The following is a 21,951-nucleotide window of genomic DNA, read 5'->3' on the forward strand; positions in this document are numbered from 1 at the left end:
CGCCGCGCGCACCGCCGCCGTCACTGCTTGGCCGAGACGTAGTACTCCCGGGCACCGGCGTGCAGCGGCAGTGGATCGGTGAACACCGCCGTCCGCAGGTCCACGTTCTGCGCCGCGTGCACCACGTGCCCGATCGCGTCCCGGCTGTTGATCACGGCCTTGGTGATCCCGAACGTCAGCGCGGCGTCCTCCCGGTCCGTGGTCACCAGCAGGTTCGCCACCGCGATCGTCTTCACCGCCTCGCCGTTCTGCACCCGCGGATACGCGTCGGCCGGCATCACCGCCGCCCGGTAGTAACGGGTCGACTCGCCCTGCCGGTGCAGGGCCGGGATCAGATCCCCGAGCTGCACCAACCGCACCGGGAACCGCTGTGCCAACCGCTGCACCGCCAGCGTCGGCAGCCCGCCCGACCAGAAGAACGCGTCGATCTGCCCGTGCTCCAGCATGCTCGGCATCCGGTCGATGCCCACCCGCACCGGGGTGATGTCGGTGGCGAAGTCCAGCCCCGCCGCCTCCAGCAGCCGCCGGGTGATGAGCTGGACGCCCGACCCGTCGGAGCCGACGCCCACCCGCAGCCCCTTCAGGGCACGGGCCGAACCCACCGCGGAGCCCCGGGGCACCACCAACTGCATGTAGTCGTCGTAGAGCCGGGCGCAGGCCCGCAGCCGGTCCGCGCCGGACTCGTCACGGGCCTGGTAGTCGGCCACCGCGTCCGCGGTCGCGATGGTGAACGCCGCCCGCCCGGTGGCCAGTTGGCGCAGATTGTCGATCGACCCCTCGCTCCGCAGGAGCCGCAGGTCCACGCCCGGCAGGTCCCGCGCGACGTCGTCCTTCAGCAACTCCCCGTAGCGCGCGTACACCCCGGTCGGCACGCCGGTGGCCAGCGTCACCCGGCCACGGGGCGCGGCGGTCCCGCCCGGCTGCAGACACCACAGCACCAGCCCGAGGAGGGCCAGGGCCGCGGCAGCCGCGGTCAGCGCCCGGCGCCGGCCAGGGCGGGGGAGTATCGCCATGGGCGAGATCCTGCCAGTCCGCAGGCCCCGACGGGAGGGTCCGGAAGGTTACGGCTTCGCCGCCGTCCGATCACCCTTGCGGCCCGGTGTTCCCAAGGCCGTCCGCAGGTGGTCCAGCAGCGCCCTGGCCGCCGGTCCGGCCGGTCCGTCGGCCCGCCACGCCAACGCGATCCGGCCACGCGGCCGGGCCCCGTCGAACTCCAGCGTCCGCACCCCCTCGGCCCTCACGGCGGCCGGCGCCGGCACGACCGCCACGCCCAGACCGCGGGCCGCGAGCCCGGCCAGCAGCTTCGGCGCGGCCGCCTCGAACGCGATCCGCGGCCTAAACCCGGCGTCGGCACAGACCCGCTCCAGCACCCCGCGGACCCCGGTGCCGCGCGGCAGGCAGATCAACGGCTGGTCGCGCAGCGCCGCCGGCGGGATCCGCCCGTCCTCCGCGAGCGCCAGCAGCGGACTGTCCGGGGCGACCACCGCGACCAGCGCCTCGTCCACGACGATCCGGAACGACAGGCCCGCCGGCGGCTCCGCCTCGGCGGTCCCCAGCAGTGCCAGGTCCAACTCCCCGCGCTGCAGGGCGAGGAGCATCCGTTGTGAACCGTCCGTGGTGACGGCGACGTCCACCTGGGGATGTGCGTCGTGGAAGTCCGCCAACAGCGACACCGCCCGGCCCTCCCAGCCCGCGTCGGCCCCCGACACCAGCCCGAAGGCCACGTGGCCGCGCAGCAGCCCCGTGAACTCCGCCACGGTCTGCCGCGCACCCTCGACGGCGGCCAGCGCCGCCCGCGCGTACGGCAGCACGGCCGCGCCCACCTCGGTCAGCGTCACCGACCGGCCCGAGCGGTCCAGCAGCGTTTCCCCCAGCTCCCGTTCGAGCTGCCGGACCTGCGCGCTGACCCCCGGCTGCGCCAGGTGCAGGCGGGCCGCGGCCCGGGTGAAGTTGGCCTCCTCCGCCACCGCCACGAAGTAGCGCAGCTGCCGCAGTTCCATAACCACCGATTCTAGTGACCAGAAGAACCCACTCTTGGACTTATGGCCGGTCCCCCACCAGCCTGGAGGACGAGCGGCCCACCGCACACCCGGGCCGCACCGGACAGGGGGAGCACCGATGGACATCCGCGCCGCGATCGCCGCCGAACGCCGCGAACTGGCCGACCTGCTGGACACCCTCACCCCCGCGCAGTGGGACGCGCCCTCGCTGTGCGCGGGCTGGCGGGTCCGGGAGGTCGCCGCCCACATGTCGCTGGGCTTCCGCCGCCCGCTGCGCACACTCGCCGTCGAGCTCCTCAAGGCCCGCGGCAGCCTGGACCGGATGACCGACCGGTGCGCCCGCCAGGACGCCGCCGCCCTGACGCCGGCGGCCCTCGCCGCGGCCCTGCGGGACCACGCCCACCACCCCTGGACGCCGCCCGTCGGCGGCCTGGCGGCGGCCCTGGGCCACGACGTCGTGCACGGCCTCGACATCGCCGTCCCGCTCGGTCTGGACCGCCGCGTCCCCGAGGACCGGCTGCGCGTCCTGCTCGACGGCCTCACCCCGCGCGGCACGAAGTTCTTCGGCGCCGACCTCGACGGCGTCGCCCTGCACGCCGACGACCTCGACTGGTCCTACGGCACCGGCACCGCGCTCCGCGGCGCCGCCCAGGACCTCCTCCTGGTCGCCTTCGGCAGGAAGCTGCCCCCGGGCCGGCTGCACGGCGCGCCGCAGGCCCGCTTCGCCGCGGCCTGAGCCCGGCAGCGCCCCGTGGTACCGCCGCGCGTGGCAGGCCGCCGAACGCCCCGCCGGGAGCCCGTACCCTGGACGGGTGAGCGGTAACGACGTGCCCGGTGGAGCAGTGGCCGAAGTGAAAACGTACGAGGTGCGCACCTACGGGTGCCAGATGAACGTCCATGACTCCGAACGGCTCTCGGGCCTGTTGGAGGACGCGGGCTACGTACGGGCCCCGGAGGGCACCGGCGAGGGCGATGCGGACGTCGTCGTCTTCAACACCTGCGCGGTGCGGGAGAACGCCGACAACCGGCTGTACGGCAACCTCGGCCGGCTCGCGCCGATGAAGGCCCGCCGCCCCGGCATGCAGATCGCGGTCGGCGGCTGCCTGGCCCAGAAGGACCGCGACACCATCGTGAAGAAGGCGCCCTGGGTGGACGTCGTCTTCGGCACGCACAACATCGGCAAGCTGCCGGTCCTCCTGGAGCGCGCCCGCGTCCAGGAGGAGGCGCAGGTCGAGATCGCCGAGTCGCTGGAGGCGTTCCCCTCCACGCTGCCCACCCGCCGCGAGAGCGCCTACGCGGCCTGGGTCTCCATCTCCGTCGGCTGCAACAACACCTGCACCTTCTGCATCGTCCCGGCGCTGCGCGGCAAGGAGAAGGACCGCCGCCCCGGCGAGATCCTCGCCGAGGTCGAGGCGCTGGTCGCCGAGGGCGTCTCCGAGATCACCCTGCTCGGCCAGAACGTCAACGCCTACGGCTCCGACATGGGCGACCGCGAGGCGTTCAGCAAGCTGCTGCGGGCCTGCGGCGCGATCGAGGGGCTGGAGCGGGTCCGCTTCACCTCCCCGCACCCGCGCGACTTCACCGACGACGTGATCGCGGCGATGGCCGAGACGCCCAACGTGATGCCGCAACTGCACATGCCGCTCCAGTCGGGGTCCGACACCGTCCTGAAGGCGATGCGCCGCTCGTACCGCCAGGAGCGCTACCTCGGCATCATCGAGAAGGTGCGCGCCGCCATCCCGCATGCGGCGCTCACCACCGACATCATCGTCGGCTTCCCCGGCGAGACCGAGGAGGACTTCGAGCAGACCCTGCACGTCGTCCGCGAGGCCCGGTTCGCCCAGGCGTTCACCTTCCAGTACTCCAAGCGGCCCGGCACCCCGGCCGCCGAGATGGCCGACCAGATCCCCAAGGAGGTCGTGCAGGCCCGCTACGAGCGCCTGGTCGCCCTCCAGGAGGAGATCTCCTGGAGCGAGAACAAGAAGCAGGTCGGCCGCACCCTGGAGCTGATGGTCGCGGAGGGCGAGGGCCGCAAGGACGGCGCCACCCACCGCCTCTCCGGCCGCGCCCCCGACAACCGCCTGGTCCACTTCACCAAGCCGGACGAGCCGGTGCGCCCCGGTGACGTGGTCACCGTCGAGATCACCTACGCCGCCCCGCACCACCTCCTGGCCGAGGGCGAGGTGCTCGGCGTGCGCCGCACCCGCGCCGGCGACGCCTGGGAGAAGCGCAACGCCAAGGACACCGCGCAGCCCGCCGCGTCGGCCGGGGTGCTGCTGGGCCTGCCGAAGGTCGGCGTCCCCGAGCCGCTGCCGGCCGCCGCGGGCGGCTGCGGCTGCGACTGATCCCGGCCACCCAGGATCCGGGCGGCGACCCGGGCGTTACGCTGCGTGCATGCTCGTAGCCGCCGCCATCTGCCCCTGCCCGCCGCTGCTCGTCCCCGAGGTCGCCACGGGCGCCGCACCGGAACTGGACCCGGTGCGGGCCGCCTGCCGGGACGCGCTCGGGGTGCTCGCCGCGGCCCGTCCCGACCGGCTGGTCGTGCTCGCCCCGACCACCGACGGGGGGACCACCGAGGCCCGGTATCCGCAGGGCTCCACCGGCTCCTTCCGCGGCTTCGGGGTGGACCTCGACGTGACGCTGGGGGCCGCCGGCCCGACGCCGTCGGGCGGGCCGCAGCTGCCGCCCGCGCTGGCCGTCGGCGCCTGGCTGCTGTCCTGGGCGGACCGGTGGGAGATGCCCGTGGAAGGGTTCGGCGTGCCCGAGTCCCTGCCCGGCGACCGCTGCCGGCCGCTGGGCCGTGAGCTCGCCGGATCCGCGCCCCGAGTGGCCCTGCTGGTGCTCGGCGACGGCAGCGCCCGCCGCTCCGTCAAGGCGCCCGGCTACTTCGACGAGCGGGCCGAGGCGTTCGACGCCGGCGCGGCCCGCGCCCTGGGGGCCGCCGACACCGCCGCCCTGGAGGCCCTGGACGAGCGGCTCGCCGCCGACCTCATGGTGTCCGGGCGGTCCTGCTGGCAGGTCCTGGCGGGCGCCGCCGAGGGCGCCGGGCTGCGCGGCCAGCTGCTGCACGAGGAGGCCCCGTACGGCGTCGGCTACGCCGTGGCGGCCTGGACGTAACCGCACCGGCGGCGCACGCCACCCGCACCGCACGCGAGGGCGCGGCGCACCGGGAGCCCCACCGGCTCCCCGTCCGCCGCGCCCTCGCGTCGAGCGGCTACTTCTGCGCGCCCTCGCCGGCCTCGCTGTCCACCGCGGCCGCCACCGACTGCTGCCGCGGGATCGCGGCGCCGCCCTCCGCCGGACCCGCCCCGGCCGGCTCCGGCGCCGCTTCCGCCCGCTCCGCCGAGTCGGCCTCCGCGGTGGCCCCGGCGCCCTCCGCGCCGGCCGCACCGTCCGCCGCCGGTTCCCCGACCGGTTCGACCGGCTCGGCCGGGGAGTCCGTCACCACGGCCTCCGGCACCTCCGCGGCGCCGGCCGCCGCGGGCTCCGCCGCAGCCTCGGCCGGCGCACCCGACTCCGCCGCTTCCGGGGCGGCGGCCTCGTCCGTCCCCGGCGTCCCCTCCGCCGCAGCCTCCGCCGCGGCCGCCGCGGCACTCTCCTCCGCCGCGTCGGACTTGCGCCGGCGGAACCGCGAAAACACGCCCATAACTTGCTCCTACGCTCCTCGTGTGGGGGAAATCCCGCGTCGCCCGGAGCGTCACCTTGCGCCGCCCGACGGGCCCCGGCAGCGCACCGGCATTCGGGATCTCGCAACAGGCAACGACGCCGTCCGTGCCCCGTCACGTCGCTCGTTCGAGATGACCGGGCGAGGTTTGCGAGACTGACGGGGTGAACACCGTCGTCCCCACCCCCCGGGTCATCGCCGTCGTCGGCCCCACCGCGGCCGGAAAGTCCGACCTGGGCGTCGCGCTCGCCCAACACCTCGGCGGCGAAGTGATCAACGCCGACTCGATGCAGCTCTACCGGGGCATGGACATCGGCACCGCCAAGCTCACCCCCGAGGAACAGCAGGGCGTGCCGCACCGCCTCCTCGACATCTGGGACGTCACCCGCGCCGCCAACGTCGCCGAGTACCAGCGGCTCGCCCGCGCCGAGATCGACCGGCTGCTCGCCGAGGGCCGCACCCCGGTCCTGGTCGGCGGCTCCGGCCTCTACGTCCGCGGCGCCCTCGACGCCCTGGAGTTCCCCGGCACCGACCCCGCGGTCCGGGCCCGCCTGGAGGCCGAGCTCGCCGAACTGGGCAGCGGCGCCCTGCACGCCCGGCTCGCCGAGGCCGACCCGGAGGCCGGCCGCGCGATCCTGGCCGGAAACGGCCGCCGGATCGTGCGCGCGCTGGAGGTCATCGAGATCACCGGCCGCCCGTTCACCGCCAACCTCCCCGGGCACGAAGCGGTCTACGACACCCTGCAGATCGGCGTGGACGTCGAGCGCCCCGAACTCGACGAGCGCATCGCCACCCGGGTCGACCGGATGTGGGAGGCCGGCCTGGTCGACGAGGTGCGGCGGCTGGCCGCCGAAGGGCTGCGCGAGGGCCGGACCGCCTCGCGGGCGCTCGGCTACCAGCAGGTGCTCGGCTACCTGGCGGGGGAGTGCACCGAGCAGGCCGCGCGCGACGAGACGGTGCGCGCCACCAAGCGCTTCGCCCGCCGCCAGGACTCGTGGTTCCGCCGCGACCCGAGGGTCCACTGGCTCAGCGGGGCCGCCGACCGCCGGGCCGACCTCGCGCCCCTGGCACTGGCGTTGCTCGAACGACCGGTCACAGCCTGATCACGTCATGGCATCGGGACGCTCCGGCCGTCATCCGGGTCGCTGAGGGCGTGTCATCATCGACCTTCGATCGAGGCGTGCAATCTGGCAGTGGGGAGGGCGCGTGGCAATGGAGGCCAGCCCTCGCAACCGTGCCCAACAACCGGACCAGGACGGCGCCGGAACCGCACCGCCGGCCGAGGACGGCCCGCCGGTCCACGACGCCGACGGCCTCCCCGACGGTCCCCCGGCCACCCTCGACGCCTCGGACGGCCCCGACGCCGAGCCGGGCCCGTCCCCCGAGGGCGGCGAGTCCTTCCGCGACCTGCGCCCGCCCCGGCGGCTGCGGCTGTGGCAGCTCGCCCCGATCGTGGCGCTGGCCGCCCTCGGCTCGCTGATGTTCGCCTTCCCGTTGGCCTTCGAGTTCGGCGGCGACGGCGGCGCGGTCATCGCGATGCTCGGCCTGCTGCTGTGCTGCTGCGCCGCCGGCACCGGCATGATGGCGGCCCGCCGGGTCGGCCACACCTGGCCCGGCCTGCCGGCCCGCGGTTCCGGCCGCCGCGCGAACTGGCGGGTGGTCCTCCTCTACACCGCCGTGGTCGCCGTCCTCGCGGCCCTGGCCATCTGGCGGGTGGCCCGCCTCCGCTGAGGCCCGCGGCCCGGTCCGTCGCCGGGCCCCGCCCCGTCCGGCCGGCGCGCCGCGCTGGCCGTAGGATTCAGGGGTGACCAGCACGCAGCGCATCGCCTTCCTCAAGGGCCACGGCACCGAGAACGACTTCGTGATCGTCCCGGATCCGGACGGCCGGCTCGACCTGCCCGCGACCGCCGTCGCCCGGATCTGCGACCGCCGTGCCGGAGTGGGCGGCGACGGACTGCTGCACGTGGTGCGGTCCGCCGCGCACCCCGACGCGCGGGCGATGGCCGACGAGGCCGAGTGGTTCATGGACTACCGCAACGGCGACGGCTCGATCGCCGAGATGTGCGGCAACGGCCTGCGGGTCTTCGCCCGCTACCTCCTGCACGCCGAGCTGGTCGAGGCCGGCGACGTGGCGATCGCCACCCGCGCCGGAGTGCTCCGCGTGCACCTCGCCAAGACCGGTGACGTCACCGTCGCCATGGGGCGCGCCGCGCTCCCCGAGGACGGCGTGGTGGTCGAGGTCGACGGGCGCAGCTGGCCGGCCCGCAACGTCAACATGGGCAATCCGCACGCCGTCGCGTTCGTCGAGGACCTGGCGCACGCCGGGGAGCTGCGCGCACAACCGCAGTTCAGCCCGGCCGCGGTCTACCCGCACGGCGTCAACATCGAGTTCGTCGTGGACCGCGGACCACGCCACGTGGCGATGCGGGTCCACGAGCGCGGCTCCGGCGAGACCCGCTCCTGCGGCACCGGCGCCTGCGCGGTGGCCGTCGCCACCGCCCGCCGGGACGGCCTGGACCCGGCCGTGACCGGCACCCCGGTCACGTACACCGTCGACGTCCTCGGCGGCAGCCTGACCATCACCGAGCTGCCGGACGGCACGGTCGAGATGACCGGGCCGGCCGTGATCGTCGCCGAGGGCACCTTCGCACCGGAGTGGCTGGCGGGCGCACTCGCCGGCTGACGGGGACGGGCCGCGAGCGCCGGAGCACGCCCCTCGACCAGGGGAAACGGTTTCGGCGAGGAGAAACGATTCCGGCCAGAAACTTCCCTCGAATGGGTGATCCGTTTCACGCTGAGCGAGAGGCGGACAGCGCTGCGTGATGGGCTCGGTAGCATCAAGCACCGGCCCGGGCGCCCGAACTGACGGCCTCCCACCGCCGGTCGACGCCGCCGGAGGTGCCCATGAGCGCAGAGGCCACGAATCCTGGAAACCCTGAAGCAGCGGATCGCAGGCGCGGCCGCCCCCGGCCGGCGCTCCGGGGGCTGCGCCGCATCGGTCGTGCCGCGCTCCTCGGCCCGGCCGCCCGCGACGGCCTCCCGGACGCCCTGGAACACGTCGCCAAGGTGCACCGCCGCCACCACCCCGACGCCGACCTGGACATCCTCAGCAAGGCGTACCAGCGCGCCGAGTCCTCGCACCGCGGTCAGACGCGCAAGAGCGGCGAGCCGTACATCACCCACCCGCTCGCGGTGACCCTGATCCTCGCCGAACTCGGCGCGGAAACCACCACGTTGACCGCCTCCCTGCTGCACGACACCGTCGAGGACACCGACATGACCCTCGATCAGGTGCGCACGGAGTTCGGCGCCGAGGTCTGTTACCTGGTCGACGGCGTCACCAAGCTGGAGAAGGTCGACTACGGCGCCGCCGCCGAGCCGGAGACCTTCCGCAAGATGCTCGTCGCCACCGGCAACGACGTCCGGGTGATGTCCATCAAACTCGCCGACCGGCTGCACAACATGCGCACCCTCGGCGTGATGCGCCCGGAGAAGCAGGCCCGGATCGCCGGCGTCACCCGGGACGTGCTGATCCCGCTCGCCGAACGCCTCGGCGTCCAGGCGCTCAAGACCGAGCTGGAGGACATGGTCTTCGCGGTCCTGCACCCCGAGGAGTACACCGCGACCCGGCACCTCGTCGCCTCGTACGCCGGCCGCCCCGACCCGCTCGCCGCGATCGCCGCCCGGGCCCGCGCGATCCTCGCCGACGCCGGCATCGAGGCCCAAGTCCTCGTCCGACCGCGGCACTTCGTCTCCGTGCACCGGGTCCTGCTGGCCCGCGGCCGGCTCACCGCCGCGGACCTGGGGCGCCTGCTGGTCCTGGTGGCCGAGGACGCCGACTGCTACGCCGTCCTCGGCGAACTGCACACCTGCTTCACCCCGGTGGTCTCGGAGTTCAAGGACTTCATCGCGACCCCCAAGTTCAACCTCTACCAGTCGCTGCACACCGCCATCAGCGGCGAGACCGGCGACGTCGCCGAAACCCTGATCCGCACCCACCGCATGCACCGGGTCGCCGAGGCCGGGGTGATCGCCCTGGGCGATCCGCACGTCCCCACCGACGGCGCCGACGCCCCCGAGGGCGAGCGGGCCGACCCGACCCGCCCCGGCTGGCTCGACCGGCTGCTGACATGGCAGCGCACCACCCCCGATCCGGACACCTTCTGGACCTCGCTCCGCGACGACCTCGCCCAGGAGGGCGAGATCACCGTCTTCTGCACCGGCGCCGCCGCGGACGACCCCGGCGGCACGATCGGACTGCCCGCCGGGGCGAGTTGCGTGGACGCGGCGTACGCCCGGCACGGCGACGCGGGGCACGGCTGCATCGGCGCCCGCGTCAACGGCCGCCTGGTCACCCTCGGCACCGTCCTGCACGACGGCGACAGCCTCCACCTGCTGATGGCCCAGGACGCCGCCGGCCCCTCGCCGCAGTGGCTCGACCACGCACGCACCCCCGCCGCCCGGCTCGCCATCTCCCGGTGGCTGGCCCGCCCACAGGACACCGGCGAGCCGCCCGCCACGCCCGCCGGCCGGCGCACCGAACGCCGTCGGGTGCCGGCCGGCGGGCGTGCCGGGCGGCTCGCCGGCCCGGACCACGCCGCCACCGCCTCCGGCCTCGCGGTGGCCGACCTGCCCGGCGCCGCCGTCCGCCTGGCCGGCTGCTGCACACCGGTGCCGCCGGACACCGTCACCGGCTTCGCGGTCCGCGGCGGCGCGGTCACCGTGCACCGCGCCCTGTGCCCCGCGGTGGCCCGGATGGCGGCGATGGGCCGGCAGCCGGTCGGGGTGCGCTGGCGCGGCGCCGGCCCGGACGGCCCCGGCTGTCGGGTGACGCTGCTGGCCGAGGCGTTCAGCCGGCCGCACCTGCTGCCCGACCTGACCGAGGCGATCGCCGCCCAGGGCGCCGCCGTGGTCTCCGCTGCCGTCGAACCCCCGCACGAGCAACTGGTCCGGCACACCTACACCCTCCACCTGCCCAACGCCGCCGGCCTGCCCTCCCTGATGCGCGCGATGCGCGACGTACCGGGCGTCTTCGACGTGGTCAGGGCCACCACGACGGTGCGTTCCTAGCCCCCGGGCACCCGCGGGCAGGACCGGGGTCAGATCCGGCGCGCGGGCGCAAGCCGGATGGCCGAGGTGCCGCTCGTTCGGGTGCCGTGCTGACGTGCCGTCCACGGGCGGGCGGGCCGCGCTGATAGCGGTAGCCCATGTCGCTTCCCTTGCGCCGCCCGTCCCGCGAGCCCGACGGGACCGCTTTCGACCGCACCACCGACCGTTCCGCGGACGCCACCGCCGGCCGGCGCCCCGGCGCCCGCCACGGCCGGACGCCCCGCCGGGTCGCCGCCCTCGGCCTGGCGATCGCCGCCACCGTCGCCGCGGCCGCCCCGCAGCCCGCCGAACCGCAGGGCATCGGCGACCGCCTCTTCCCCTTCCTCGGCAACCCCGGCTACCACGTCACCTCGTACGACATCTCCCTCGACTACTCGGGCCACAACGACCGCCCGATCGACGCGGTCACCGTGATCAACGCCGAGGCCACCGCCACCCTCGAACAACTCAACCTCGACTTCGCCGACGGCGCCGTGCGCTCCGTCCAGATCGACGGCCGGCCCGCCGCGCACCAACAGGCCGGCGAGGACCTCGTGCTCACCCCGGCCGCGCACATCTCCCCCGGGCAGAAGCTCCGCATCGTCGTCCACCACACCAGCGACCCGCGCGGCAAGGGCAACGGCGGCTGGATCCGCACCACCGACGGACTGGCGATGGCCAATCAGGCCGACGCCGCCCACCGGGTCTTCCCCTGCAACGACCACCCGTCCGACAAGGCCTACTTCACCTTCCACGTCACCGCCCCCCAGGGGCTGACGGTCGTCGCCAACGGGCTGCCCGTCGGCGAGGGCACCCGCGGCCCGCGCCGCACCTGGACCTACCGCACCGCCCACCCCATGGCCACCGAACTCGCGCAGGTGTCCATCGGCCACTCCAGCGTGGTGACGCACCGCGGGCCGCACGGGCTGCCGCTGCGCGACGTCGTCCCGGCCGGCTCGCGCGGCGCGCTCGACCGCTGGCTCGCCAAGACGCCGGACCAGGTGGCGTGGATGGAGCAGAAGGTCGGCCCGTACCCGTTCGAGACGTACGGGGTGCTGATGGCCGACGCCAGCACCGGTTTCGAGCTGGAGACGCAGACGCTCTCGCTCTTCGAGAAGCGGCTGTTCACCACCACCCAGCTGCCGGACTGGTACGTGGAGTCGGTGATGGTGCACGAGCTGTCCCACCAGTGGTTCGGCGACAGCGTCAGCCCCCGCCGGTGGTCCGACGTCTGGCTCAACGAGGCCCACGCCACCTGGTACGAGGCGCTCTACGCCCAGGAGAAGGGCGGCCCGCGGGCCTCCCTGGAAGCCCGGATGCAGCGGGCCTACCAGGCGTCCGACGGGTGGCGCGCGGAGGGTGGCCCGCCGGCCCTGCCCAAGCTCCCCGACCAGGGCCGCAAGATCGGCATCTTCCGGCCGGTGATCTACGACGGCAGCGCCCTGGTCCTGTACGCCCTGCAGCACAAGATGGGCCAGGCCGGCTTCGACCGTCTGGAACGGGAGTGGGTGGCCAAGCACCACGACGGTTCGGCCGGCACCGCCGACTTCATCTCGCTGGCCTCCGACATCTACGGCCACAACCTCTCCGGCTTCTTCTGGGAGTGGCTCTACGGGGCCAAGACCCCGCCGATGCCCGGACACCCCGAGTGGAAGCCGCAGGCGGCCAAGCAGGCCGCGGCGGACGGCAAGACGCCGCAACCGGCACCGAGGGTCGCCGTCACGCCGGGTGCGCCGCACCTGCACAAGGCGTGACCGCGGTCGGGGGCGGGCGCCCCGCGGCCCGTGCGGGAGCCCCCGCCCCGCACGGGAACCCCGCCGAAAGCACCGGAAAACCCGCGTGACGCCCGTCTCCCGGCCGTGCGACCATCATCGGGTCGGGCCGGGCCGGCGCCCGGGAATCTCCGGGCCGGCCCGGACGTTGACACAGCGAACGGCACAGCCAACCAGCCCCGGCGGGACCGACCGGTCCCCGGGGGCTCCCAACGACACAAAGGATCAAATGACCTCCTCTTCTTCCCTTCCGCAGGACCGGCAGCGCCTCCCCGAGAGCCTTCGGGCCGACGCCCTGATGGAAGAGGACGTCGCCTGGAGCCACGAGATCGACGGGGAGCGCGACGGCGACCAGTACGACCGCTCCGCACGCGCGGCACTGCGCCGCGTCGCCGGGCTCTCCACCGAGCTCGAGGACGTCACCGAGGTCGAGTACCGACAGCTGCGCCTGGAGCGCGTGGTGCTGGTCGGCGTCTGGACGTCCGGGACGGTGCAGGAGGCGGAGAACTCCCTCGCCGAGCTGGCCGCGCTGGCCGAGACCGCCGGTGCGATGGTGCTCGACGGCGTCGTCCAGCGCCGCGACAAGCCGGACCCGGCCACCTACATCGGCTCCGGCAAGGCCCTGGAGCTGCGCGACATCGTCCTCGAATCCGGGGCCGACACCGTGGTCTGCGACGGTGAGCTCTCCCCGGGCCAGCTGATCCACCTGGAGGACGTCGTCAAGGTCAAGGTGGTCGACCGGACCGCCCTGATCCTCGACATCTTCGCCCAGCACGCCAAGTCCCGGGAGGGCAAGGCGCAGGTCTCACTGGCACAGATGCAGTACATGCTGCCCAGGCTCCGTGGTTGGGGCCAGTCGCTGTCCCGGCAGATGGGTGGCGGCGGCTCCGGTTCGGCGGGCGGCGGCATGGCCACCCGTGGTCCCGGTGAGACCAAGATCGAGACGGACCGGCGGCGGATCCGCGAGAAGATGGCGAAGATGCGCCGGGAGATCGCGGAGATGAAGACCGGCCGGGACGTCAAGCGCCAGGAGCGCCGGCGCAACAAGGTCCCCTCGGTCGCCATCGCCGGCTACACCAACGCCGGCAAGTCCTCCCTGCTCAACCGCCTCACCGGCGCCGGCGTCCTGGTGGAGAACGCCCTGTTCGCCACCCTGGACCCGACCGTCCGGCGGGCCGAGACCCCCAGCGGGCGGCTCTACACCCTCGCCGACACCGTCGGCTTCGTCCGCCACCTGCCGCACCACCTTGTCGAGGCGTTCCGCTCCACCATGGAGGAGGTCGCCGACGCCGACCTCATCCTGCACGTGGTCGACGGCTCGCACCCGGTGCCGGAGGAGCAGCTGGCGGCGGTCCGCGAGGTGATCCGCGACGTGGGCGCCACCGAGGTGCCCGAGATCGTCGTGGTCAACAAGGCCGACGCGGCCGACCCGTTGACGCTCCAGCGGCTGCTCCGCCAGGAGAAGCGCGCCCTGGTGGTCTCCGCCCGCACCGGCGAGGGCATCACCGAGCTGTTGACCCTGCTCGACGAGGAACTCCCGCGCCCGCAGGTCGAGATCGAGGTGCTGGTGCCCTACACCCAGGGTGCCCTGGTCTCCCGGGCGCACGCCGAGGGCGAGGTCCTCTCCGAGGAGCACACCGCCGACGGCACGGTCCTCAAGGCCCGCGTCCACGAGGAACTGGCCGCCGAATTCCGGCCGTTCGTCCCGGCCGCCTGACCGGCCGCCTGACCGGCCGCCTGACGGCCGCGGAGCGCACCGCGGCGCGCACGTGACGAAGGCCCGCCCCCGGATCGTCGGGGGCGGGCCTTCGTCGTGCGCCGAGCGGAGCGGACCGCGCGGCGGGGTGGCGCCGTGACCCGGCGCCACCCAGTGGGTCGCTACTGCTGGTTGGCCCACTTCTTGCTCATCGCGTCGAAGATCGACTTGGCCTCGGTGCCCAGGTGCGGACCGGCCAGCCACTGGGCCGGACGCGGCCCCATCGAGGTGTTCGAGATCAGCACCGGCTGACCGTCGGAACCCTTGATGAACCAGGGGCCACCGGACGAACCGCCGGTCATGGTGCAGCCGATCCGGTACATGGTCGGCTTCTTGGCGTCCATCGTCAGCCGGCTGGGCTTGTCGGTGCAGGACTGCTGCGCCGCACCGTCGAACGGGGCCTCGGCCGGGTAGCCCTGCGCCGTCAGGCTCGGGATCTTCGACATCGCCGGGGCGCCGAAGTCCACCGCGTACGCGCCGCCGGCCATCTCCTCCAGCGACTTGCCGCCGGTGCTCTCCTCCGGCTTCACGTGCATCAGCGCGAAGTCGTACGGGGCCATCGGCACGCCCGGCACGGCGCCGCCGCCGGCGATCCACTCCTTGGTCGTCGCCATGTCGTCCGCCCACCACTTGCCCGACGGGACTCGGTCCTCGTAGGGCGTGGTCTTCATCTGGGCGGCCGAGACGCCGGTCCGGTTGAAGTTCGGGACGAACATCATGTTCCGGTACCAACCGCCGCTCTTGCCGGCGTGCACGCAGTGCGCGGCGGTCCACACGAGGTTGGACTTGCCCGGGTGCGCCGGGTCCTTGACGACGGTGGCGGAGCAACGGGACTCGCCCTGCGGCGTGCTGAAGAGCAGCAGGCCGACGCCCGGAGCGGTGGAGGTGTACGGGGTCTTCACCGCCTGCGCGGGCACCGCGGTCGGCTCCGGGTCCGTCTTGCCCTGGTCCTCGGTGATGTCCGAGATCTTGCTCGGGTCCTGCGGGGGCTTGACCTTACCGATCTTGTCCGGGTTCCAGAAGTTCTTGATGACCGGGTTGATGAACTCGCCGGCCTCGCGGAGCCAGGTGTCCTTGTCCCAGTTCTTCCACTCGCCGTTCTTCCACTTGTCCAGGTCGACGCCGTGTTCCTTGAGCTTGTCCTGGAGCTCCTTGGGGATCTTGATCGCACCTCCGCCCGCGGTGTCCTGGGCCGACTCGGACGGCTTGGCGTCCGCGTTGTCGCCCGAGGGCCCGCAGCCCGTCGCGGTGAGCGCCACCACGGCGGTGAGGGCGGCGGCGGCCAGCACGGGCCGACGTATCGATCGCATGGGTGGTTCTCCCCCTGTGTCAAACGGACGGAGCCGGTAGGGCTCGTGAGCGGTGCCCCGGTCAGGGCCTTGTCATGAACCGCAAGATCCGGGTGCAGCCCCCCACTATGCCGGTGTTCGCAGGGACGGCGGTACCCGGGTCCCCGGTTCCCGGCCGGCAAGGATCTTGCCGTCGGCCGTGTTCCCGTGCGGCCGGCGTCGTTGGTACGTACGGGGGACGGCCGGGCCGCCGGCCGGGCCCGCGCGGTATCCAGCCGTTCACCAGCAGGAGGACACAACTGCCGTGGCGTTGACCGAAACCGTGCCGGCGGCCGTGCCGCCGGCCCACGAGGGGATCCTGCGCCGCCAGGCCCTGCGTGAGTCCGCCGCCCGCACCTACGCGCGCTCGCTGCCGATCGTCCCGGTACGCGCCCGCGGGCTGACCATCGAGGGTGCCGACGGCCGGCGCTACCTCGACTGCCTCTCCGGAGCCGGCACCCTGGCCCTGGGCCACAACCACCCCGTGGTCCTGGAAGCCGTCCGCGCCGTCCTCGACTCCGGCGCGCCGCTGCACGTCCTCGACCTGGCCACCCCGGTCAAGGACGCGTTCACCACCGAGCTGTTCGCCACCCTGCCCGGCGAGTTGGCCGAAAAGGGACGGATCCAGTTCTGCGGCCCGGCCGGCACCGACGCCGTCGAGGCCGCCTTCACCCTCGTCCGCACCGCCACCGGACGGGACGGCCTGGCGGCCTTCTCCGGCGCCTACCACGGCATGACCGCGGACGCCCTGGCCGCCTCCGGGGGCGCCCGCCACCCCGGCGTGACCCGGCTGCCCTACCCGTACGCCTACCGCTGCCCCTTCGGCGTCGGCGGCGAGCACGGCGCCGAACTCTCCGCGCGCTTCACCGAGAACCTCCTCGACGACCCCAAGGGCGGGGTGCCCCGGCCCGCCGGGATGATCCTCGAACCGGTCCAGGGCGAGGGCGGCGTGATCCCCGCGCCGGTCGGCTGGCTGCGCCGGATGCGGGAGCTCACCGCCGCCCGCGGCGTCCCGCTCATCGTCGACGAGGTGCAGACCGGCGTCGGCCGCACCGGCACCTTCTGGGCCGTCGAACAGAGCGGCATCGTGCCCGACGTCCTGGTGCTCTCCAAGGCCATCGGCGGCAGCCTCCCGCTCGCCGTCATCGTCTACCGCGAGGAACTGGACGCCTGGCGCCCCGGCGCGCACGCCGGCACCTTCCGCGGCAACCAACTCGCCATGGCCGCCGGCACCGCCACCCTCTCCTACGTCCGCCGCAACGGCCTCGCCGCCCGCGCCGCCGAGCTCGGCGCCACGATGCTCGGCCGGCTCCGCGCCCTCGCCGCCGCCCACGACTGCATCGGCGACGTCCGCGGCCGCGGCCTGATGCTCGGCGTCGAGATCGTCGACCGGGACGGCGCCGCCGACGCCCTGGGCGCCCGGCCCGCCGACCCGGCCCTCGCCGCCGCCGTCCAACGGGCCTGCCTGGACCGCGGCCTGATCGTCGAACTCGGCGGCCGGCACTCCGCCGTCATCCGCCTGCTGCCGCCCCTGACCCTCACCGACGAACAGGCGGACGCGGTCCTCGACCGCCTCGCCGACGCCATCGCGGCGGCCGTCCGCGCCACTCCCGGGCCCCTGGGCTCGCCACCCACCACCCTGCGAGGCACCCCCGCATGAACGAACGCCCCGGTCCCGACGGCACCCAGGCGACCGAACGGTTCCCCGCCCACCACCCGGGCGCCGGCCTCATCGAGTCCGTCCCCCGTCAACAGCGCCGCCCCGGCGACGACACCTGCCACCAGCAGACCCCGGCCGCCGACCACCGCGAGCCCGACCCGTACGACCCCGTGCGCCACCCCGACGCCGACCCCCTCGACCACCCCGACCCGGCCGCCGCCGCCGACGCCGCCGGCATCGAGAACCTGCTCCGCTGCTGGCTCCGCGAGCACGGCACGCCCCGCCCGGCCGCCGGCCGGCTGCGCCTGGCCCTGCACGCCAGCGCCGCCGCCCTGCACATCCCCGTCCGCTACTGGTCACCCACCGGCTGGCACCGCCTGGGCGCCCCCACCCTCGAAGGCGCCCCGCCCGGCTCCGCCCCGTTGGACGCCGTCACCCTCGCCGCCCTCCTGCGCCGCGAGGCCGCGCACCACGGCGACCGACGGGCCTCCGACGGCGGCGAGCACCGGGTCGCCGACGGCGACGGGCCGCCCGCCGCCGACGACGCCCCGCAGGCCCCGGACGGCGACGGCGCCGAACTCGTCGGCCGGGTCGCCAACTCCGTCCGCACCACCGCCCTGTTCATCGCCGACCGGCGCGCCCACCCCGCCGCGGACCAGGGCTCCCGCTTCCTCGAAGCCGAGCAGTCGCTCCTGCTGGGCCACCCCCTGCACCCCACGCCCAAGAGCCGCGAGGGCCTCACCGAAGCCGAGACCCACGCCTACTCGCCCGAACTCCGCGGCGCCTTCCCGCTGCACTGGATGGCCGTCCACCCCTCCGCGGTCGCCACCGACTCCGCCTGGACCGAGCGCGGCCGCACCGTCCCGGCCGCCCAACTCGCCGCCGAACTCGCCGGCGACGGGCTGCCGTTGCCCGACGGCACCGTGCCGCTGCCGCTGCACCCCTGGCAGGCCCGGGATCTCGCCGCCCGTCCCGAGACCGCGGCCCTGCGCGACGCCGGACTGCTGCACGACCTCGGCCCGCACGGACCCCACTGGTACCCCACCTCCTCCGTCCGCACCGTCTACCGCCCCGGCGCACCCGCGATGCTCAAGCTCTCCCTGGGACTGCGCATCACCAACTCCCGCCGGGAGAACCTCCGCAAGGAACTGCTCCGCGGCGTCGAGGTCCACCGGCTGCTGCGCACCGGCCTGGCCGCGCAGTGGCGGGCCGCCTTCCCCGGCACGCCCGGCTTCGACGTCGTCCGCGACCCGGCGTACCTCGCCGTCGACGGACCGGACGGCACCCCCGTCCAGGGCCTCGACGTCGTCATCCGCCACCAGCCCTTCGGCCCCGCCGACGACGCCGTCTGCATCGCCGGGCTCACCGCCCCGCGCCCCTGGCCGGGCCACGGCGCGATGCGCTCGCGCCTGGAGAGCGTGGTCGGTGCGCTCAGCTCCCGCACCGGCCGGCCGGCCGGGCCGGTGGCCATCGAGTGGTTCCTGCGCTACCTCGAAACCGTCGTCCGGCCCGTCCTCTGGCTCGACGGCACGGCCGGCGTCGCCCTGGAGGCCCACCAGCAGAACACCCTGGTCCTGCTGGACGCCGACGGCTGGCCGGCCGGCGGCCGCTACCGAGACAACCAGGGCTACTATTTCCGGGCCTCCCGCCGCGCCGAGTTGGAGCGCCGGCTGCCGGGCGTCGGCACCGCCAGTGACACCTTCGTCGCCGACGACGTCACCGACGAGCGCTTCGCCTACTACCTCGGCATCAACAACGTCTTCGGGCTCATCGGGGCGTTCGGCGCGGCCCGCCTGATCCGCGAGGAGGTCCTGCTCGCCGCCTTCCGGCGGTTCCTCGTCGACGCCGCCGCGGCCCCCCGGGCCCACCGCTCGACGCTGCCGGAGCGGCTGCTCTCCGCCCGCACGCTGCGCTGCAAGGCCAACCTCGCCACCCGCCTGCACGGCCTGGACGAACTCGTCGGCCCGGTCGACACCCAATCCGTCTACGTCACCCTGTCCAATCCGCTCGCGCCCTAGGCCCCGTCGTCCCCGTCGACCCAGCCCCACAGGAGTGCGTCACGTGTCACCCCTCGAATCCGGCCTCACCCCCGCGCCGGACGACACCCTCGGAGGCCCGCCCGCGCCCGACCCCGGCGCGCTGCCGCCCGCTGCCACCACCCCGGCCGCGGGCCCGCTGCTGGACGACCTCGCCCACTGGCCGCCGGCCGACACCCCCGCCGGGCCGTTCGCCCTCGTCCCCGTGGACCCGGACCGCGACCTCGACCGGATCGCCGCCTGGATGAACGACCCCGCCGTCGCCGCCTTCTGGGAGTTGGCCGGCTCCCCGGAGGTCACCGCCGCCCACCTGCGTCCCCAACTGGCCGGCGACGGCCGCAGCGTGCCCTGTCTGGGCGTCCTGGACGGCGTCCCGATGAGCTACTGGGAGATCTACCGCGCCGACCTGGACCGCCTCGCCGGGTACTACCGGGCCCGCCCGCACGACACCGGCATCCACCTGCTCATCGGCCCCGACCGCGACCGCGGCCGGGGCCTCGGCACGTCGCTGCTGCGCGCCACCGCCGACCTCGTCCTCGACCAGCGCCCCCGGTGCGGCCGGGTCCTCGCCGAACCCGACCTGCGCAACACCGCGTCCGTCGCGGCGTTCCTGGGCGCCGGCTTCCGCTACGCCGAGGAGATCCGCCTACCGGAGAAGCGCGCGGCGCTGATGGTCCGCGACCGCGCCCACCGCCACCAGCTCTGACCCCGGGGCCGTCCGTCGACGGCCCCGGTCCGGTCCGCCATCCATCCCGCCGGCCCGGTTGTCCCCCGCACGTGCCGGGCCGGTCCCGTACCGAGGAGTCCCACCTTGTCTCCCGTGTCCCGTCCCTCCGTCCCCACCGGCCGGCCCGGCCCGGCCACCGCCGGCCCGTCCCCCGCGCCCGCCGGACCTCCCGCGTCCGACGCCTGGCAGCGCGCCGCCCGCCGGCTCTTCGCCAAGACCCTGGCGGAGTTCGCCTACGAGGAGATCCTGGCCCCGCAACCCGACGGCACCGCCCCCGACGGCAGCCCCCGCTACCGCCTGCCGATCACCGACGACCTCACCTACCGCTTCACCGCCCGCAGGGGCTCCTACGGCCACTGGCGCATCGACCCCCACTCGATCACCCCGCACGCCGACCCGCTGCACTTCCTCACCCACGCCCACGACACCGTCCTCGGCCTGTCCGGCGACACCACCGGCCACCTCATCCGCGAACTGACCGCCACCCTCGCCGCCGACACCCGCCTGGACGCCACCGCGCTGAGCGCCGCGGAACTCGCCGACCTCGACTACGCCGCCCTCGAAGGCCACCAGACCGGCCATCCCTGGCTCGTCGCCAACAAGGGCCGGCTCGGCTTCTCGGCGACCGACGCGCAGACCTGGGCCCCCGAAGCCCGCAGCCCCCAGCGCCTGCCCTGGCTCGCCGCGCACCGCAGCCTCGCCCACTACCGCGGCGTCCCCGCCCTGGCCACCCCCGACCGCCTCTACCGCGAGGAGCTCGCGCCCGCCCTCCGGCACGCCTTCGCCACCACCCTCACCGACGCGGGCCACGACCCCGCCGACTACCTCTACCTCCCCGTCCACCCCTGGCAGTGGGACGAGACCATCGCCCCGCTCTTCGCCCCGCAGCTCGCCGACGGCTCCCTCGTCCCGCTCCCCGTCGACGGCGACCTCCGGCTCCCGCAGCAGTCGATCCGCACCTTCCTCAACCTCACCCGCCCCCACGCCCGCACCGTCAAGCTCCCGCTGTCCATCCTCAACACCCTGGTCTGGCGCGGTCTGCCCACCGAGCGCACCCTCGCCGCCCCCGCCGTCACCGGCTGGGTGCACGGCCTGCGCGACGGCGATACGTACCTGCGCGACGAGACCCGGGTGATCCTGCTCGGCGAGACCGCCTCCGTCACCGTCGAGCACCCCCTCTACGACCGGCTGCCCGGCGTCCCCTACCAGTACAAGGAACTGCTCGGCTGCATCTGGCGGGAACCGCTCGCCGACCACCTCGACCCGGGGGAGCGGGCCCGCACCCTGGCCTCCCTCCTCCAGACCGACCCGAGGGGCCGGGCGCTGACCGCGGAGCTGGTGCACCGGTCCGGCCTGCCCGCGCGGACCTGGCTGGCCCACCTGTTCGCCGCCCTGCTGCCGCCGCTGCTGCACTTCCTCTACCAGTACGGCACGGTCTTCTCCCCGCACGGCGAGAACGCCATCGTCGTCTTCGACGAGGACGACGTCCCCACCCGCCTGGCGATGAAGGACTTCGTCGACGACGTGAACACCAGCGCCCAACCGCTCCCCGAGCACGACGCGATGCCGGACGACGTGCGGGCGGTGCTGCTGACCGAACCCCCCGCGTTCCTCACCCAGTTCATCCACTCCGGCCTCTTCGTCGGCGTCTTCCGCTACCTCGCGCCGCTGTGCGAGGACCAACTGGGCGTGCCCGAGGAGGAGTTCTGGTCGCTCGTCCGGGCGGAGATCCTGCGCCACCACGAGCGCTTCCCGCACCTCAAGGCGCGGCAGGAGACCTTCGACCTGCTCACCCCGGAGATCGAGCGGCTGTGTCTGAACCGCAACCGGCTGCACGTGGACGGCTACCGCGACCGCCGCGACCGCCCGCACGCCGCCGTCCACGGCACCGTCCCCAATCCCCTGCACGGTCCGTGACCC

General features: G+C 74.6%; 17 protein-coding genes. 13 read left to right on the forward strand and 4 right to left on the reverse strand.

What is annotated here, in order from left to right; all coding sequences use genetic code 11:
* Positions 1-20: 20 nt before the first annotated feature.
* Positions 21-1,013: a TAXI family TRAP transporter solute-binding subunit gene (locus tag ACJ6WD_RS32640; protein WP_233660286.1), complete on the reverse strand. Its 993-nt coding sequence runs from the start codon at positions 1,011-1,013 to the stop codon at positions 21-23.
* A 48-nt stretch (positions 1,014-1,061) separates the two neighbouring features.
* On the reverse strand, positions 1,062-2,000 hold the full coding sequence (locus tag ACJ6WD_RS32645; RefSeq protein ID WP_407617095.1) for a LysR family transcriptional regulator: 939 nt from the start codon (positions 1,998-2,000) through the stop codon (positions 1,062-1,064).
* Between the two features lie 118 nt (positions 2,001-2,118).
* On the opposite strand from ACJ6WD_RS32645, the gene ACJ6WD_RS32650 reads away from it, so the two are divergent.
* The 3 genes from ACJ6WD_RS32650 to ACJ6WD_RS32660 all read left to right on the forward strand — a co-directional run bounded on the left by ACJ6WD_RS32650 (position 2,119) and on the right by ACJ6WD_RS32660 (position 5,117).
* Entirely contained in the window at positions 2,119-2,736 is a 618-nt protein-coding gene (locus ACJ6WD_RS32650; RefSeq protein WP_233660288.1) for a maleylpyruvate isomerase family mycothiol-dependent enzyme, read from the forward strand.
* Positions 2,737-2,827: 91 nt separating this feature from the next.
* Positions 2,828-4,345 carry a tRNA (N6-isopentenyl adenosine(37)-C2)-methylthiotransferase MiaB gene (gene miaB, locus ACJ6WD_RS32655; protein ID WP_374206857.1) on the forward strand — a complete coding sequence of 506 codons (1,518 nt, stop codon included), beginning with the start codon at positions 2,828-2,830 and terminating at the stop codon, positions 4,343-4,345.
* Positions 4,346-4,394: 49 nt separating this feature from the next.
* Positions 4,395-5,117 carry a class III extradiol dioxygenase subunit B-like domain-containing protein gene (locus ACJ6WD_RS32660; RefSeq protein ID WP_233660289.1) on the forward strand — a complete coding sequence of 241 codons (723 nt, stop codon included), beginning with the start codon at positions 4,395-4,397 and terminating at the stop codon, positions 5,115-5,117.
* Between the two features lie 97 nt (positions 5,118-5,214).
* Here ACJ6WD_RS32660 and ACJ6WD_RS32665 read toward each other — a convergent pair whose 3' ends face one another.
* The gene (locus ACJ6WD_RS32665) at positions 5,215-5,646 is read right to left on the reverse strand and encodes a hypothetical protein (protein ID WP_376447796.1); all 432 of its coding nucleotides are present in this window, start codon (positions 5,644-5,646) and stop codon (positions 5,215-5,217) included.
* A 182-nt stretch (positions 5,647-5,828) separates the two neighbouring features.
* On the opposite strand from ACJ6WD_RS32665, the gene miaA reads away from it, so the two are divergent.
* From miaA to hflX, 6 genes are all read left to right on the forward strand, one after another.
* On the forward strand, positions 5,829-6,767 hold the full coding sequence (gene miaA / locus ACJ6WD_RS32670; protein WP_016572966.1) for a tRNA (adenosine(37)-N6)-dimethylallyltransferase MiaA: 939 nt from the start codon (positions 5,829-5,831) through the stop codon (positions 6,765-6,767).
* Between the two features lie 109 nt (positions 6,768-6,876).
* Positions 6,877-7,395 carry a hypothetical protein gene (locus ACJ6WD_RS32675; RefSeq protein ID WP_407617096.1) on the forward strand — a complete coding sequence of 173 codons (519 nt, stop codon included), beginning with the start codon at positions 6,877-6,879 and terminating at the stop codon, positions 7,393-7,395.
* Between the two features lie 73 nt (positions 7,396-7,468).
* The gene (dapF, locus tag ACJ6WD_RS32680; protein WP_233660293.1) at positions 7,469-8,347 is read left to right on the forward strand and encodes a diaminopimelate epimerase; all 879 of its coding nucleotides are present in this window, start codon (positions 7,469-7,471) and stop codon (positions 8,345-8,347) included.
* A gap of 221 nt (positions 8,348-8,568) precedes the next feature.
* Positions 8,569-10,734, forward strand: a complete 2,166-nt coding sequence (locus tag ACJ6WD_RS32685) for a RelA/SpoT family protein (RefSeq protein ID WP_407617097.1) — start codon at positions 8,569-8,571, stop codon at positions 10,732-10,734.
* Positions 10,735-10,871: 137 nt separating this feature from the next.
* Positions 10,872-12,506: a M1 family metallopeptidase gene (locus ACJ6WD_RS32690; protein WP_376447250.1), complete on the forward strand. Its 1,635-nt coding sequence runs from the start codon at positions 10,872-10,874 to the stop codon at positions 12,504-12,506.
* Positions 12,507-12,753: 247 nt separating this feature from the next.
* A complete protein-coding gene (hflX, locus tag ACJ6WD_RS32695; RefSeq protein ID WP_233660296.1) occupies positions 12,754-14,241 on the forward strand; it encodes a GTPase HflX in 1,488 nt (495 codons plus the stop codon).
* Between the two features lie 161 nt (positions 14,242-14,402).
* Here hflX and ACJ6WD_RS32700 read toward each other — a convergent pair whose 3' ends face one another.
* Positions 14,403-15,590 carry a serine protease gene (locus tag ACJ6WD_RS32700; protein WP_174505027.1) on the reverse strand — a complete coding sequence of 396 codons (1,188 nt, stop codon included), beginning with the start codon at positions 15,588-15,590 and terminating at the stop codon, positions 14,403-14,405.
* A gap of 283 nt (positions 15,591-15,873) precedes the next feature.
* Between ACJ6WD_RS32700 and ACJ6WD_RS32705 the strand changes: the two genes are divergently transcribed.
* From ACJ6WD_RS32705 to ACJ6WD_RS32720, 4 genes are all read left to right on the forward strand, one after another.
* Positions 15,874-17,268: a diaminobutyrate--2-oxoglutarate transaminase family protein gene (locus tag ACJ6WD_RS32705; RefSeq protein WP_233660297.1), complete on the forward strand. Its 1,395-nt coding sequence runs from the start codon at positions 15,874-15,876 to the stop codon at positions 17,266-17,268.
* Positions 17,265-19,286: an IucA/IucC family protein gene (locus ACJ6WD_RS32710; RefSeq protein ID WP_407617098.1), complete on the forward strand. Its 2,022-nt coding sequence runs from the start codon at positions 17,265-17,267 to the stop codon at positions 19,284-19,286. The genes ACJ6WD_RS32705 and ACJ6WD_RS32710 overlap by 4 nt, the downstream gene beginning before the upstream one ends.
* 43 nt (positions 19,287-19,329) lie before the next feature.
* Positions 19,330-20,010: a GNAT family N-acetyltransferase gene (locus tag ACJ6WD_RS32715; RefSeq protein WP_376447251.1), complete on the forward strand. Its 681-nt coding sequence runs from the start codon at positions 19,330-19,332 to the stop codon at positions 20,008-20,010.
* A 114-nt stretch (positions 20,011-20,124) separates the two neighbouring features.
* Positions 20,125-21,948 carry an IucA/IucC family protein gene (locus tag ACJ6WD_RS32720; protein ID WP_376447252.1) on the forward strand — a complete coding sequence of 608 codons (1,824 nt, stop codon included), beginning with the start codon at positions 20,125-20,127 and terminating at the stop codon, positions 21,946-21,948.
* The last annotated feature ends 3 nt before the right edge of the window (positions 21,949-21,951 follow it).

The organism is Streptomyces sp. VTCC 41912, assembly GCF_045799175.1.
Lineage (GTDB): Bacteria > Actinomycetota > Actinomycetes > Streptomycetales > Streptomycetaceae > Streptomyces > Streptomyces albulus_C.

Excerpts from the sequence above, each read along its gene's own strand:
- ACJ6WD_RS32690 (WP_376447250.1), top strand. The coding sequence starts at position 10,872 with ATGTCGCTTCCCTTGCGCCGCCCGTCCCGCGAGCCCGACGGGACCGCT.
- ACJ6WD_RS32640 (WP_233660286.1), bottom strand. The coding sequence starts at position 1,013 with ATGGCGATACTCCCCCGCCCTGGCCGGCGCCGGGCGCTGACCGCGGCT.
- ACJ6WD_RS32700 (WP_174505027.1), bottom strand. The coding sequence starts at position 15,590 with ATGCGATCGATACGTCGGCCCGTGCTGGCCGCCGCCGCCCTCACCGCC.
- ACJ6WD_RS32665 (WP_376447796.1), bottom strand. The coding sequence starts at position 5,646 with ATGGGCGTGTTTTCGCGGTTCCGCCGGCGCAAGTCCGACGCGGCGGAG.
- ACJ6WD_RS32660 (WP_233660289.1), top strand. The coding sequence starts at position 4,395 with ATGCTCGTAGCCGCCGCCATCTGCCCCTGCCCGCCGCTGCTCGTCCCC.
- ACJ6WD_RS32675 (WP_407617096.1), top strand. The coding sequence starts at position 6,877 with ATGGAGGCCAGCCCTCGCAACCGTGCCCAACAACCGGACCAGGACGGC.
- ACJ6WD_RS32685 (WP_407617097.1), top strand. The coding sequence starts at position 8,569 with ATGAGCGCAGAGGCCACGAATCCTGGAAACCCTGAAGCAGCGGATCGC.
- hflX (WP_233660296.1), top strand. The coding sequence starts at position 12,754 with ATGACCTCCTCTTCTTCCCTTCCGCAGGACCGGCAGCGCCTCCCCGAG.
- ACJ6WD_RS32645 (WP_407617095.1), bottom strand. The coding sequence starts at position 2,000 with ATGGAACTGCGGCAGCTGCGCTACTTCGTGGCGGTGGCGGAGGAGGCC.
- ACJ6WD_RS32710 (WP_407617098.1), top strand. The coding sequence starts at position 17,265 with ATGAACGAACGCCCCGGTCCCGACGGCACCCAGGCGACCGAACGGTTC.
- ACJ6WD_RS32650 (WP_233660288.1), top strand. The coding sequence starts at position 2,119 with ATGGACATCCGCGCCGCGATCGCCGCCGAACGCCGCGAACTGGCCGAC.